Genomic DNA, 12,397 nt, shown 5'->3' with positions numbered 1-12,397 from the left:
TCCGCCGGGCAGCCGGACTACTGCAGGCGCGCGCGAATCGCCGATGAGAGGCGCTTGCCGTCGGCGCGACCGGCGGCGAGCTTGGTGGCGTGCCCCATCACCTGGCCCATCTGCCTCATGCCCGGTGCCTCACCGGTCTCTTCGGCGACGGCCGCAACGGCTTGATCGACAATGCCTGTCAGTTCCTCGTCGGACAGTGGCGTGGGTAGGTACCCGGCGATGATCTCGCCCTCGGCGCGTTCCTTCTCTGCCAGTTCCTCGCGATTGTTCTCCGCGAACACGGAGGCCGCCTCTGCACGCTTCTTGCTTTCACGCGCAAGCACTTTCATCACGTCCTCATCGGTCAACTCGCGGGCAGCCTTGCCCGACACCTCTTCGGACTGAATGGCAGCCAGGACCATCCGCAGGGTCCCGGTGACCGTGGTGTTCTTGGCTTTCATGGCAGCGGTCAGATCGGTGCGGATCTGCTCTTTGATCGTGGACATGTGGTCAAACCTACGCCGCCGAGGTCGACGGTCCGCATCCGTTTTTCGCCTGCGGGCGTATTCTGGCCAGATGCCTCAGGGACGACAAAGCATCACTCGTCGCACAGATCAGCTCGCCGGACTGACCCCGGTCCACGCGATCGCGGGGGTCGCGGCCGCGGGCGCCGCCGGCCTCGCCTATGCGACCTTGATCGAGCGAAACGCATTCGCGCTGCGACACGAGACGTTGTCGGTTCTCGAGCCCGGCTCCACGTCGCTGCGGGTGCTGCACATCAGCGACCTCCACATGATGCCGGGACAGCGGCTCAAACAAGCGTGGGTTCAGGAGCTGGCCGCGCTGCAGCCCGACCTCGTCATCAACACCGGCGACAATTTGGCCCACCCGCAGTCGGTACCGGCCGTGGTCCAGGCGCTGGGCGATCTGTTGTCGCTTCCCGGGCTTTTCGTGTTCGGGTCCAATGACTACTTCGCGCCCATTCCGAAGAACCCGCTGAAGTACTTCAAGAAAGACCACAAACGCACCCACGGGGAGCCACTTCCTTGGCAGGACCTGCGCGCGGCTTTCACCGAGCGTGGCTGGCTCGACGCCACCCACTCGGTGCGTGAACTCGAGGTCGCCGGGGTTCGGGTGGCTGCTGCGGGTGTCGACGATCCGCACATCGGCCGCGACCGCTACGAGACCATCGAGGGCCGTCCCAACCCTCTGGCACATCTGCGCCTGGGTCTGACCCACTCGCCTGAGCCGCGTGTGCTCGACCGGTTCGCCGACGACGGGTATGACCTCGTGATGGCCGGACACACTCACGGAGGCCAGCTGTGCCTGCCCGGTGTCGGCGCGATCGTGACCAACTGCGACCTCGACCGGTCACGGGTCAAAGGCGTGTCGGCATGGGGTGCGGCGATGAAGCTTCACGTCAGTGCCGGGCTGGGCACCTCGCCGTATGTTCCGGCCCGCTTCTGCTGCCGGCCCGAGGCCACGCTGCTCACCCTCACTCCCGTATCGGCCGGCGACGCCGACTACGAGCAGGAGGGGTCACTGCCTCCGGTGAATGCCGAAGCCAATTGACCGTCGTGACCAGGCGATTTAATCCGCTACCGCGGCTGAGGTAAGCTATCGCAGGCTGATTGATCACGGGGTGTGGCGCAGCTTGGTAGCGTGCTTCGTTCGGGACGAAGAGGTCGTGGGTTCGAATCCCGCCACCCCGACTGTGTTGGTTGAGACACATGAGAGACCCTGATCAGGGGAAACCTTGATCAGGGTCTCCTCGTTTTCAGCCGCCCACTCCCCGATGATGTGTGGTTGTTGCGACAGAAAGCCCAGGTCGGCGCCGCAACAACACCACACTTTCGGGCTATGAGCCGCTGTCGTCCAGAACTCCGACCGAGACTCCGTAGGGCAGGAACCGGACCCGCCGTTGCGGGTCCACATTGTCTTTGTGCGCGCGCAGGGCATCGAGTTCCGAGGCGTACACCTGGTCGATGCGAGCCGAACCATCTTCGGCGACGGTGTAGATGGCCCAGACACCGTCTCCGGTGTCGCCCGTGGTCTCACGCGTCGGCGGCGCGGGCTTGGCGCGCTGCGACGCCGTGCTGAACATCGAATCGCGAAGTAAAGACGCCAGGGGATTCTCGCCTCCGGATTGAGACATTCCCTTGGCGACCTGGCCCAGCATGTCGCGGAATCCCTCGCCGGCCTCTCTGGCGAAGCGGTCGAAATCCTCGGGCTCGAAGCCGAACGGTCCGTTGGTACTCATTGATCACTCCCGTTGTGCGGTGAGGACTCCAGTGTGCCTGCCCGTCCGAGCAAACGCGGAATAACATGACATGTCATGTGTTCTATGGAGCGGGCAGACAGCCCCCATCATGAAGTTAGGAACGCATCATGGCTCAGCTCACGGGTAAGACAGCCCTCGTCACCGGCGGCACCTCGGGAATCGGACTCGCAACCGCGCAGCGCCTCGCGACAGAAGGGGCCCACGTCTTCGTCACCGGACGCAGTCAATCGGGTGTCGACCACGCGGTCTCGACGATCGGCACGCAGGCGACCGGGGTTCGCAGCGACGTCACCGACGCCGCCGACCTACAGGCCCTCGCGCAAGCCATCGCCGACCGCGGCCGAGGACTCGATGTCGTCTTCGCCAATGCGGGCGGCGGCGAGTTCGCCACCCTCGCCGACGAGACACCCGAGCACCTCGCGGACACCCTCAATCGCAACGTAGGGGGAACGGTCTTCACCGTGCAGTCGGTGCTGCCACTGCTGAACGAGGGTGCTTCGATCGTGCTCGCCGGATCGACTTCTGCGTCAGCAGGAGTCCCCGCCTTCGGCGCGTACGCGGCATCGAAGGCAGCCGTCCGATCCCTCGGACGAACATGGGCGGCCGAACTGGTGGACCGCAAGATTCGCGTCAACACGATCATCCCGGGGCCGGTAGAGACCCCCGGACTCAAGGGACTCGCATCCGATGGCCAGGAACAGGCCTTGCTCGACGGGATGGCAGCAACAGTGCCGATGCAGCGCGTCGGTCAGCCCGAAGAGATCGCCGCAGCGGTGTTGTTTCTCGCATCCGACCAGAGCAGCTTCATGACCGGGTCCGAGGTGTTCGTCGACGGAGGCGCTGAGCAGATCTAGTCCGGGCGCGGCAACGTGCCCTCGCGCAGAATGTTCTCGTAGACCAATGCGAGGATGTCGGCGAGCTCGGATTCCTTGGCGGTATCGAGGTCGGCGAAGAAGAGTTGCCGGATCCGGGCCACGTGCCGTGGGGCCGCATGCTTCAACTGTTCCCAGCCGGCCTCCGTCAACACAACGTCGGTGACGCGTCGATCGACAACGGACTGGGTCCGCTCGACGATCCCGCGGCGACTCATCCTCTGCAGGTGGTGCGACAGGCGGCTGCGCTCCCACCCGATCGTGGTTGCCAGCTTCGTCAACGGCATGCGGTGATCGTCCGCGGCCGACAACGCGTTCATCACGGTGTAGTCACCGAGCGACATACCCAGTTCGGCCTGAAGATGGCTGTTCATCTCGTACTCGAGCCGGTGGTAGACCCTCATGTAGTTCAGCCACGTCCGTTGCTGAGATGGGGTCAACCACTCGCTCGAGGGCACCTCACTCCTTCTCAGGACCGGTGATGACGGTGTACAGCGCAGAGATCCGACCGTCGGTCACGAGTGCCGCATCGAAGCCTGTGGCCACCGGGTCTTGTCCGGGAGGGCCCAGCTTCCACGCCAGGTGGCCGAAATTCTGAGCCTTCTGCACATGGCCGACCTTGCTGAACACCAGGCCTTGCATACCATCGAGCAGCGTTTGCGCCTTAGCGGCCAGCGCATCTCGGCCCACCGTGACACCTTCTTCGTCCGTCCAGACGACGTCGTCGGTGTAGGTCTCCGCAATGGCTTTCGCGCGCCGCGCTGGATCGGATTCACCGAACACCGCAAGCAGGTTCGCTTCCATCAGCGCAGTCACTTCGTCAGACATGTAGCTCCCTGTGTTCGGTGTGTTTTCCGATGACATGTCACAAAGTACGGCCTGCGCACGAAGCCGGCACGACGCAGGATCCCCATTCGTCAAATGACGCGCGACGCCCTACCGTGAAAGTCATCGTTCTTGTGTGTGCCTGAACCCACAGGCTTCGCGCAGGCACCGCATCGGGGTGGCCACTTCCGGACTCCTCGGTGGACTCGGAGTTGTAGGAGGCGGACATGCCGGACCCGGACGCGGACAAACAGCAGAACGAGCGGGATCTCGCACAGCTCGAGATCGAGAAGCCGAAGTCGCATGCGGCGGGCGCCACTGCCGTAGCCGTCTCGATGAAACGCGCCCTCGGCCACATGGGGGCGGTTCGGACCGCCAAGACGCTGCTCAAATTGAACCAGGCCGAGGGCTTCGATTGCATGAGCTGCGCGTGGCCGGACCCCGACCCGGGCCATCGCCACGCCGCCGAGTTCTGCGAGAACGGCGCGAAGGCCGTGGCCGAGGAAGGAACCACGAACCGGGCAACTCCGGAGTTCTTCGCCGCACACAGCATCGAGGATCTGTCCGGACGCACCGAGCACTGGCTGGGGCAGCAGGGGCGCATCACTCATCCGATGATCAAGCGTCCCGGCGGAACCCACTACGAACCCATCGACTGGAACGACGCCTTCACGCTCATCGGCGACGAACTCAACGGTCTCGCCTCACCCGACGAAGCCGTCTTCTACACATCGGGCCGGGCCTCGAACGAGTCCGCCTTCGTCTACCAGCTGTTCGCGCGCGCTTTCGGCACCAACAACATGCCCGATTGCTCGAACATGTGCCACGAGTCCACGTCCATCGCACTGCAGGAATCGATCGGGATCGGCAAGGCAAGTGTCACCCTGGACGACGTCTACAACGCCGAGCTGATCATCATCGCCGGCCAGAATCCGGGCACCAACCACCCACGGATGCTCTCCGCCCTGGAGAAGGCGAAGCAGAACGGCGCGAAGATCCTCTCGATCAATCCGCTGCGTGAAGCCGGACTCGTCAACTTCAAGAATCCTCAGACGCCCCGCGGCATGGTCGGGCCGGGCACCGACCTGACCGACATGTTCCTGCCGATCGCCTTGAACGGCGACCTCGCGCTCTTCCAGGCGTTCGGATCCCTACTCGTGGAGTGGGACGCGCTGGACCACGACTTCATCGCCGCGCACACCACCGGTTTCGAGGCGTGGCGCGAGCATGTCAGTGCAGTCGACTGGGACGTCGTCACCTCCACCACCGGACTCTCCCGCGCACAGATCACCGAAGCTGCCGAACTCCTGCGGGATTCGAAGGCCACGGTGTTCTGCTGGGCGATGGGACTGACGCAGCATCGTAATGCGGTCGCCACCATCAAAGAGGTCACCAACCTCGCTTTCGCACAGGGCAACATCGGCAAGCCGGGCGCGGGATTGTTCCCCGTGCGGGGGCATTCGAACGTGCAGGGCGACCGCACGATGGGCATCTGGGAACGGCCCCCGCAGCACTTCCTCGACGCCATCCAGAAGGAGTTCGGGTTCGATCCCCCGCGCGAGCACGGGCTCGACACCGTCGACTCGATCCGGGCGATGCGCGACGGCAAGGCGCACTTCTTCCTGGGTCTGGGCGGCAACTTCGCCCAGGCAACCCCGGACAGCGACGTCACGTTCGACGCTCTTCGCAAGGTTCGGATGACCGTGCAGATCTCCACGAAGATCAACCGCGGCCACCTGGTGTGCGGCCAGACCGCACTGATCCTGCCGACCCTCGGCCGCACGGAAAAAGATGTGCAGGCCAGTGGGCAGCAGTACATCTCGGTAGAGGACTCGACCTGCTCGGTGCACGCCTCGCGTGGACCACTCCCTCCGGCGAGCCCGCACCTCAAGTCCGAGGTCGCGATCATCACCTCGATCGCCGAAGCCACCATCGGCGACCGGCATGGCATCAATTGGGAAGCCATGCGCGACGACTACCGCAACATCCGAGCGCACATCGCGCAGGTGGTGCCCGGATGCGAAGGCTACGAGGTGAATGTCCGCAGGCCCGGCGGGTTCATCCTGCCCCACCCACCGCGCGATTCCCGGACCTTCGACACCGAGTCGGGTCTCGGCGAGTTCGCCGTCTCCCCCATCGATGTTCTCCAGGTCCCGCCGAATCACCTGATCCTGCAGACACTTCGAAGCCACGACCAGTTCAACACCACCATCTACGGCTTCAGCGACCGCTACCGCGGCATCGAGGGTGGTCGCCGTGTTGTGTTCGTGCACCGCGAAGACATCTCCGCGCTGGGATTCCGGGACGGCGACATCGTCGACATCGTCACCAAATGGGATGACGACGACAACGTGCGGTGTGCGCCCTCGTTCCGGATCGTGGAGTACGCGACGCCGCGGGGTTCGGCTGCGGCGTACTACCCCGAGACCAATCCCCTTGTCCCGCTGGACTCGACCGCGCTGCAGAGCAACTGCCCCACCTCGAAGTCGATCATCGTCTCGCTCGTTCCCGCAGGCGAGGGCAGATCGGCCGAGAATGCCGCGGATCAGGACTCGACCGGATCGGACTGGAGTCACAAGACCCAACCGCAGCCCGAGCATCTGAGCTGACGCGGGAACCTGGGGTTGTAAACCGTCGCGCGACGGGGTACACAACTAGAACACGTTCTATTTCGGAGCATGTTCATGTTGAAAACCCGGCATTGCGAGGCACACCATGCACACCCCAATCTGTGACGATCTCGGCATCGAGTTCCCCATCTTCGCGTTCACCCACTGCCGCGACGTCGTGGTCGCCGTGAGCAAGGCGGGCGGATTCGGGGTGCTGGGTGCGGTCGGATTCACCCCGGAACAGTTGGAGATCGAACTCAACTGGATCGATGAGCACATCGGTGACCATCCCTATGGCGTCGACATCGTGATCCCCAACAAGTACGAGGGCATGGACTCCAACCTGTCCGCCGAGGAACTCACGTCCATGTTGCAGTCGATGGTCCCGGCCGAAACCCTCGACTTCGGCCGCAAGATCCTCCTCGACCACGGTGTTCCGCTACCCGAGGACGAAGAGAACTCGCTCCAGCTCCTGGGGTGGACCGAGGCCACCGCGACCCCTCAGGTCGGGATCGCGCTCCAGCATCCCAAGGTCAGCCTCATCGCAAATGCCCTCGGCACACCGCCCGCGGACATGATCGCCCACATCCACGAGGCCGGCCGGAAGGTCGCCGCGCTGTGCGGGTCACCCAAGCAGGCCCGCAAGCATGCCGACGCCGGCGTGGACATCATCATCGCCCAAGGCGGTGAGGGCGGCGGCCATTGCGGCGAGGTCGGATCCATCGTCTTGTGGCCGCAGGTGGTCAAAGAAGTTGCGCCGATTCCGGTTCTGGCCGCAGGCGGCATCGGCAGCGGCCAGCAGATCGCGGCCGCTCTCGCTCTCGGCACCCAGGGAGCCTGGACGGGTTCGCAGTGGCTGATGGTCGAGGAGTCGGAGAACACCGCCGTTCAGCAGGCCGCCTACGTGTCGGCCAGCAGCCGTGACACCGTTCGCAGTCGATCCTTCACGGGCAAGCCCTGCCGGATGTTGCGCAACGACTGGACCGAGGCCTGGGAAAAGCCGGAGAACCCCGAACCGCTCGGAATGCCGTTGCAGTACATGGTGTCCGGGATGGCTGTCGCCGCAACGCACCGCTACCCGGACCAAACCGTGGACGTCGCCTTCAATCCGGTCGGCCAGGTGGTCGGGCAGTTCACCAAAGTGGAGAAGTCCGCCGCGGTCATCGAACGGTGGGTTCAGGAATACCTCGACGCCACAACAACTCTGGACCAACTCAACGCACTGACCTGAGGCTCGGTGGACGTCGCCTACGGCTGCACGCCCGCCGTGGGCACGTCCGCGAAGTGGGCCTCGATGATCGCGCGTACGGTGCGTCGGCATCTGCCGCAGTCACGACCGGCGCCGCAGGCGTTGGCGACCTCTTTGGAGGTACGCGCACCGTCGGCCACGGCCTGCTCGACGACGTGACTCGTAACCCCTTGGCACAGACACACATACATGACGACGTCCGATACCTAGGCTTGTAACTGCAGTTCCAGTACCCGCTGCAACTTGCCCACGAACAGAGGCGGATACACCCCGACGCCCGCACCCGACATCCATTCGGCAGCAGCGTCGGGCTGTTCCACCCAGGCGGTCGCGTGCTCTTCGGTGTCGAGCTCCTGCAAGATCATGACCTCGTTCCGGTCATCGAACGCCCGGTAGATCCAGACACGCCGGACTCCTGCAGCGATGAACCTCCGCAGGCTGCCCCGAACCTTCGCCAGCAGGACATCCACGTTGTCGATCGGAGCGATTGCAGCGACGATGATGCCCGTGTGGTCGGCCGGCTCGTCGACCAGATCGATCTTCTCCACAACCTCGCCCGCGAACAGAGGAGGGATTTCCTCCACGCCGGCCGCATCGAACCAATCCATGACCGCAGGATTGCGGAGCAGCTTGTCGATGGAGCCCCGGTCGTGCAACCCCAGCGTGGCGAATACGCGCCGCGGGTCATCCAGCCCGCTGTAGACCACCATGTGATGGGCACCCAGCTTCGCGAGCGAGTCGTTGTTCGAAGACAGAACATCAACGATTCCCTCGTCACTCGGGAGCGAGAAGTCCGAGGCCAGGATTCGAGAGTGCTGGGTCATTGATCCATCCTGCCGCCGAGGTCCGGTCGTTGTCACCAAAACAGCATCGTACCGAGATAAATTGATTCCGGACGCGTGTGTTGCACAGCCCCTCCGGGACCAGCCCTCCCGTTGGCGACACGACGTGCTCTTCGATGTGAGGAGATTTCATGCAAGGAGATCCAGAAGTTCTCAAACTGCTCAACGAGCAGCTGACGAGCGAGCTGACGGCGATCAACCAGTACTTTCTGCACTCGAAGATGCAGGACAGCTGGGGATACACCGAGATCGCCGCTCAGACTCGTGCCGAGTCGTTCGAGGAGATGAACCACGCCGAGGCACTCACGGACCGGATCCTGTTGCTGGACGGACTACCCAATTACCAGCGGCTGTTCTCACTCAAGGTCGGCCAGACGTTGCGTGAGCAGTTCGAAAGCGATCTTCAGATCGAACTGGACGTGGTCGCACGCCTCAAGCCTGGGATCGTGATGTGCCGTGAGAAGCAGGACTCGACGAGCGCGATCCTGCTCGAGAAGATCCTGGCCGACGAGGAAGGCCACGTCGACTACCTGCAGACGCAGCTCGAATTGATGAACACGTTGGGTGACCAGTTGTACCTGGCCCAGTGCGTGGCCCGTCCGCCCAAGTGATCTCCGGCGGGTGTGGGGACATCGACTCCCGAGACCCCGGGGGTTCTCACACCCGCTGATCGCGCGCTGGCGATGTCAGGCACAGCCGGATCCGACTGCGCTCCCGCCCGTTTCGCCACTCTGGGCGCCTTGACCGTCGCTCACGACGGAACGTTCGGTAGGGACCCGAGTCCGTGCGACGGTGCCGGTGATGCGTGACACGGCTGGTAGGTTCCTCATTGTCCCGGCAGATTTACCGTGAGGAATTGATGTTCAAGAAGGCCACCACGCTCATTGCAACTCTGTGCGCGCTCGTCGCACTGACAGCACTGGGGGTGTCCACCGCTTCAGCTGCGCCCGCAAAGGCCAACGTCGGCGGTGGGACCGGAATCTTGGTGGACAAGGACAGGGGCACGGCGAGCGCCTGCACACTGACCGCCATCGGCCGCGACCAGAACAACATCCTGGTGGGTCTCACCGCAGGTCACTGTGGCCCCGCAGGCAAGGCAGTGTTCGTCGAAGCTGCCCAAGGACTCGGACCGGTCGGCCAGGTCACCTTCACCCACCGGGATCTCGATTACGCGATCGTCCGGTTCGATTCAGCGAAGGTGAACCCCGTTCAGCGCGTCGGCGGCGTCACCATCCGGGGCATCCGCACGCAGGCCCCTACTTTCCCGGAGATCGGCTGCAAACAGGGACGCACCACCGCCAACACCTGTGGCATCACGTGGTTCTCGGACGGCTCAGCGCACACCAGCCAGATCTGCGTGGTCGAGGGGGACTCGGGTAGCCCGGTGGTGGTCGGCGACCGACTCGTCGGCATGGTCAACGCCTACTACTTCATCGGATGCATCGGGCCGGAGACCGGCACGAACATCAAACCGATCCTCGACGACCTGCCGGCGCGCGGCATCACCGCGTTCCACGTCGTCTGATTCTCTCGGCTTTCTCGGCAAGCGACCTCCGACGCGCTCTAGCGGCGCGTCAAGGTTTCCAACTCGTCGCGCACCCGTGCGGAATCGGGGCCGTACTCGGCGTCGAATCCGAACGGGGCGCGCGGCAGGTGAGCTGTCTTCTTGGCGTTCTCGTAGAACGCGACGAAGGCGATGATGAGGACTGGGATCAAGATGATTGCGATTTCCATGTCTGAAACTATGCGCGCGAACAGATAGTGCCACCACTGGCTGTTTTGCCAGTCTTCGCATAATTTCTGCCATACTGGTTGTCATGCTCCGCTCCGTTGCCGTGATCCTGCAAGAGCCCGTGGCCGCCTTCGAGTACGGCGTGGTCAGCGAGGTATTCGGCGTGGACCGCACCGACGAGGGTGTACCGAAGTTCGACTACCGCGTGTGCGGAATCGAACCGGGGAAACCGCTGAACTTCACGACGGGCGCCCAGGTCATTCCGCAGTACGGGCTCGAGGCGTGCGCCGATGTGGACCTGGTGGCGATACCGGCCGGGCAGATCCGCAGCGATTACCCCGAAGCGGTCCTCGATGTACTCCGGGCAGCCGACGCTCGAGGCGCATACATCTTGTCGGTTTGCACGGGCTCGTTCATCGTCGCCGCCGCCGGCCTGCTCCAGGGCCGCTCCGCGAGCACCCACTGGAAGTACGGCAAGGAAATGTCCGAGCTGTTCCCGGACGTCGACGTGAACACCGATGTGCTGTACGTCCAGGAGGGCAACATCATCACCAGTGCCGGTACAGCAGCCGGCATCGACGCCAGTCTGCACCTGGTCCGCACCGAGCACGGGCCGACGATTGCGAACAAGATCGCCCGCCGCATGGTGGTTCCTCCGCAACGCGAAGGCGGGCAGAGGCAGTTCGTGAAAGCGCCTGTGCCGGAATGTGATGAGGACGGATTCGGTCGTGTGCTCAACTGGATGCTGCGCAATCTGAAGCAGGACATCTCGATCGCGGACATGGCCGCCAAAGCACACATGTCCCCACGCACCTTTGCCCGCAGGTTCGCCGACGAAGTGGGCACCAGCCCGTTGCGCTGGCTCACCGAGCAGCGGGTTCTCGCCGCGCAGAGCCTGCTGGAAACCACCGATCGCGGCATCGAGGAAGTGGCCCGTCAGGTCGGTTTCAGTTCGGCGACCTTGCTGCGACACCACTTCTCGGCCATCGTCGGTATCACGCCCACTGCGTTTCGCGTCCGCTTCGGTTGCGCCAGCTGAACCACGCGCTGTCCGTGTCTACGATGTGTGCACCGGCAACACGGACATCGACAGCGGGGGTTTGCAGACATCATGACCAACGATCCGGGCGACGCTTCCGGCTCACGTCCCGACCTGACCAAGGCTGACCGCCGGCCCGGCGAAGGCGCGCAACCCACGCAGCACTTCGCCGCACCCGTCGACTCTCACCATCCCGGTCACGTCGACCAGAGTGGTTTCAATCCGTACCCGCCTGCCCAGGCCTCCGATCAGTTCGTGCCGTACCCACCGCCGTATCAGCCGAGCGCACAGCAGTTTTCGCAACCCACCCAGTACGGGAACACTCAGTACGAGACCCCCCAATACGGGACCCCACAGTTCGGCAATCCGCAGGTCGGGGTACCGCAGTACTGGGGGTCGATGCCGGGCCTTGATCCTAAGCCGGTTGCGGTCGGGCTCACGCGCGCGTTCGGTGCCGCAGCGCTCGTCGGGGCTCTACTCATGGTTGCCTACGGATGGCTGACCTGGGCGTCCTTCGAGCCGAAGATGAGCAGCGGCCCGCGAGCCTCGGTCAACGGATGGGGGCAGGTGTTCGAAGCAGGCGAATCGGTTGATCTGGGATCGGGGGCGAGCGGAGCGCCCTATGCCGGGGTGTTCCTTCCGCTTTTTGTACTACCGGTCGCCGTTCTGGGCCTGCTGATTCTCTGCAACATAGGACGTTTCGGCAATTCGATCGCCGTCTTCGTTCTGTCGGTTCTGCACCTGCTGCTGGCGATCATCTTTCTGGCAGCGCCGAGCATATGCATCTTGTTCGAGTCGGACATCGAGTCCGAGGTCTTCGAGGCGACCAACAATTTCTCGACAGGTCCGGGCGCCGTGCTCGCCACCCTGACCCTGCTGCTGGTCACCGGGACAAGCCTCGCCGGCATCATGTTGGGCCGCAGAAAGGAACCTGTGCAAGCGCCGACGTACGGCTACCAGCCCTACTGA

15 protein-coding genes and 1 tRNA gene are annotated in these 12,397 nt (G+C 63.9%); 9 read left to right on the top strand and 7 right to left on the bottom strand.

What is annotated here, in order from left to right:
• Window positions 1-17: 17 nt before the first annotated feature.
• Window positions 18-485 carry a GatB/YqeY domain-containing protein gene (locus MVA47_RS06950; RefSeq protein ID WP_247207232.1) on the bottom strand — a complete coding sequence of 156 codons (468 nt, stop codon included), beginning with the start codon at window positions 483-485 and terminating at the stop codon, window positions 18-20.
• Between the two features lie 70 nt (window positions 486-555).
• On the opposite strand from MVA47_RS06950, the gene MVA47_RS06945 reads away from it, so the two are divergent.
• Complete coding sequence (locus MVA47_RS06945) at window positions 556-1,551, top strand: metallophosphoesterase (RefSeq protein WP_247207231.1); 996 nt, start codon at window positions 556-558, stop codon at window positions 1,549-1,551.
• A gap of 66 nt (window positions 1,552-1,617) precedes the next feature.
• Window positions 1,618-1,691, top strand: a tRNA-Pro gene (locus tag MVA47_RS06940).
• 146 nt (window positions 1,692-1,837) lie between these two features.
• Here the strand turns inward: MVA47_RS06940 and MVA47_RS06935 are convergent.
• The gene (locus tag MVA47_RS06935; RefSeq protein ID WP_247207230.1) at window positions 1,838-2,239 is read right to left on the bottom strand and encodes a hypothetical protein; all 402 of its coding nucleotides are present in this window, start codon (window positions 2,237-2,239) and stop codon (window positions 1,838-1,840) included.
• A 128-nt stretch (window positions 2,240-2,367) separates the two neighbouring features.
• Here MVA47_RS06935 and MVA47_RS06930 point away from each other — a divergent pair, with 128 nt between their 5' ends.
• The gene (locus tag MVA47_RS06930; protein ID WP_247207229.1) at window positions 2,368-3,114 is read left to right on the top strand and encodes an SDR family oxidoreductase; all 747 of its coding nucleotides are present in this window, start codon (window positions 2,368-2,370) and stop codon (window positions 3,112-3,114) included.
• On the opposite strand, the gene MVA47_RS06925 is transcribed toward MVA47_RS06930, so the two are convergent.
• Window positions 3,111-3,590 carry a MarR family winged helix-turn-helix transcriptional regulator gene (locus MVA47_RS06925; RefSeq protein ID WP_247207228.1) on the bottom strand — a complete coding sequence of 160 codons (480 nt, stop codon included), beginning with the start codon at window positions 3,588-3,590 and terminating at the stop codon, window positions 3,111-3,113. The genes MVA47_RS06930 and MVA47_RS06925 overlap by 4 nt on opposite strands.
• A gap of 1 nt (window position 3,591) precedes the next feature.
• Window positions 3,592-3,960, bottom strand: coding sequence for a nuclear transport factor 2 family protein (locus tag MVA47_RS06920; RefSeq protein ID WP_247207227.1), 369 nt, complete (start codon window positions 3,958-3,960; stop codon window positions 3,592-3,594).
• A gap of 224 nt (window positions 3,961-4,184) precedes the next feature.
• Here MVA47_RS06920 and MVA47_RS06915 point away from each other — a divergent pair, with 224 nt between their 5' ends.
• Both MVA47_RS06915 and MVA47_RS06910 read left to right on the top strand, forming a co-directional pair.
• Complete coding sequence (locus MVA47_RS06915) at window positions 4,185-6,566, top strand: FdhF/YdeP family oxidoreductase (RefSeq protein ID WP_247207226.1); 2,382 nt, start codon at window positions 4,185-4,187, stop codon at window positions 6,564-6,566.
• A gap of 106 nt (window positions 6,567-6,672) precedes the next feature.
• On the top strand, window positions 6,673-7,797 hold the full coding sequence (locus tag MVA47_RS06910; protein ID WP_247207225.1) for a nitronate monooxygenase: 1,125 nt from the start codon (window positions 6,673-6,675) through the stop codon (window positions 7,795-7,797).
• A gap of 17 nt (window positions 7,798-7,814) precedes the next feature.
• Here the strand turns inward: MVA47_RS06910 and MVA47_RS06905 are convergent, their stop codons facing one another.
• Both MVA47_RS06905 and MVA47_RS06900 read right to left on the bottom strand, forming a co-directional pair.
• Window positions 7,815-8,006 carry a bacterioferritin-associated ferredoxin gene (locus tag MVA47_RS06905; protein ID WP_030168973.1) on the bottom strand — a complete coding sequence of 64 codons (192 nt, stop codon included), beginning with the start codon at window positions 8,004-8,006 and terminating at the stop codon, window positions 7,815-7,817.
• A 15-nt stretch (window positions 8,007-8,021) separates the two neighbouring features.
• Complete coding sequence (locus MVA47_RS06900) at window positions 8,022-8,639, bottom strand: fatty-acid--CoA ligase (protein ID WP_247207224.1); 618 nt, start codon at window positions 8,637-8,639, stop codon at window positions 8,022-8,024.
• A 149-nt stretch (window positions 8,640-8,788) separates the two neighbouring features.
• On the opposite strand from MVA47_RS06900, the gene bfr reads away from it, so the two are divergent.
• Both bfr and MVA47_RS06890 read left to right on the top strand, forming a co-directional pair.
• Window positions 8,789-9,268, top strand: coding sequence for a bacterioferritin (gene bfr / locus MVA47_RS06895; RefSeq protein WP_247207223.1), 480 nt, complete (start codon window positions 8,789-8,791; stop codon window positions 9,266-9,268).
• Between the two features lie 248 nt (window positions 9,269-9,516).
• Complete coding sequence (locus tag MVA47_RS06890) at window positions 9,517-10,182, top strand: serine protease (RefSeq protein WP_247210634.1); 666 nt, start codon at window positions 9,517-9,519, stop codon at window positions 10,180-10,182.
• A 38-nt stretch (window positions 10,183-10,220) separates the two neighbouring features.
• Here the strand turns inward: MVA47_RS06890 and MVA47_RS06885 are convergent, their stop codons facing one another.
• On the bottom strand, window positions 10,221-10,391 hold the full coding sequence (locus MVA47_RS06885; protein ID WP_247207222.1) for a hypothetical protein: 171 nt from the start codon (window positions 10,389-10,391) through the stop codon (window positions 10,221-10,223).
• Window positions 10,392-10,474: 83 nt separating this feature from the next.
• On the opposite strand from MVA47_RS06885, the gene MVA47_RS06880 reads away from it, so the two are divergent.
• Window positions 10,475-11,428, top strand: a complete 954-nt coding sequence (locus tag MVA47_RS06880) for a GlxA family transcriptional regulator (protein WP_247207221.1) — start codon at window positions 10,475-10,477, stop codon at window positions 11,426-11,428.
• A 72-nt stretch (window positions 11,429-11,500) separates the two neighbouring features.
• Entirely contained in the window at window positions 11,501-12,397 is an 897-nt protein-coding gene (locus MVA47_RS06875) for a hypothetical protein (RefSeq protein ID WP_247207220.1), read from the top strand.

The sequence above is a fragment of the Williamsia sp. DF01-3 genome (assembly GCF_023051145.1).
Classification (GTDB): Bacteria; Actinomycetota; Actinomycetes; order Mycobacteriales; family Mycobacteriaceae; genus Williamsia.
Note: the sequence above shows the minus strand (reverse complement) of the source record. Positions and strands in the feature narration are given on the sequence as shown.

Coding starts and splice junctions, on each gene's coding strand:
- MVA47_RS06875 (WP_247207220.1), top strand. CDS start 11,501: ATGACCAACGATCCGGGCGACGCTTCCGGCTCACGTCCCGACCTGACC.
- MVA47_RS06880 (WP_247207221.1), top strand. CDS start 10,475: ATGCTCCGCTCCGTTGCCGTGATCCTGCAAGAGCCCGTGGCCGCCTTC.
- MVA47_RS06930 (WP_247207229.1), top strand. CDS start 2,368: ATGGCTCAGCTCACGGGTAAGACAGCCCTCGTCACCGGCGGCACCTCG.
- MVA47_RS06910 (WP_247207225.1), top strand. CDS start 6,673: ATGCACACCCCAATCTGTGACGATCTCGGCATCGAGTTCCCCATCTTC.
- MVA47_RS06920 (WP_247207227.1), bottom strand. CDS start 3,960: ATGTCTGACGAAGTGACTGCGCTGATGGAAGCGAACCTGCTTGCGGTG.
- MVA47_RS06905 (WP_030168973.1), bottom strand. CDS start 8,006: ATGTATGTGTGTCTGTGCCAAGGGGTTACGAGTCACGTCGTCGAGCAG.
- MVA47_RS06945 (WP_247207231.1), top strand. CDS start 556: ATGCCTCAGGGACGACAAAGCATCACTCGTCGCACAGATCAGCTCGCC.
- bfr (WP_247207223.1), top strand. CDS start 8,789: ATGCAAGGAGATCCAGAAGTTCTCAAACTGCTCAACGAGCAGCTGACG.
- MVA47_RS06915 (WP_247207226.1), top strand. CDS start 4,185: ATGCCGGACCCGGACGCGGACAAACAGCAGAACGAGCGGGATCTCGCA.
- MVA47_RS06935 (WP_247207230.1), bottom strand. CDS start 2,239: ATGAGTACCAACGGACCGTTCGGCTTCGAGCCCGAGGATTTCGACCGC.
- MVA47_RS06950 (WP_247207232.1), bottom strand. CDS start 485: ATGTCCACGATCAAAGAGCAGATCCGCACCGATCTGACCGCTGCCATG.
- MVA47_RS06885 (WP_247207222.1), bottom strand. CDS start 10,391: ATGGAAATCGCAATCATCTTGATCCCAGTCCTCATCATCGCCTTCGTC.
- MVA47_RS06900 (WP_247207224.1), bottom strand. CDS start 8,639: ATGACCCAGCACTCTCGAATCCTGGCCTCGGACTTCTCGCTCCCGAGT.
- MVA47_RS06890 (WP_247210634.1), top strand. CDS start 9,517: ATGTTCAAGAAGGCCACCACGCTCATTGCAACTCTGTGCGCGCTCGTC.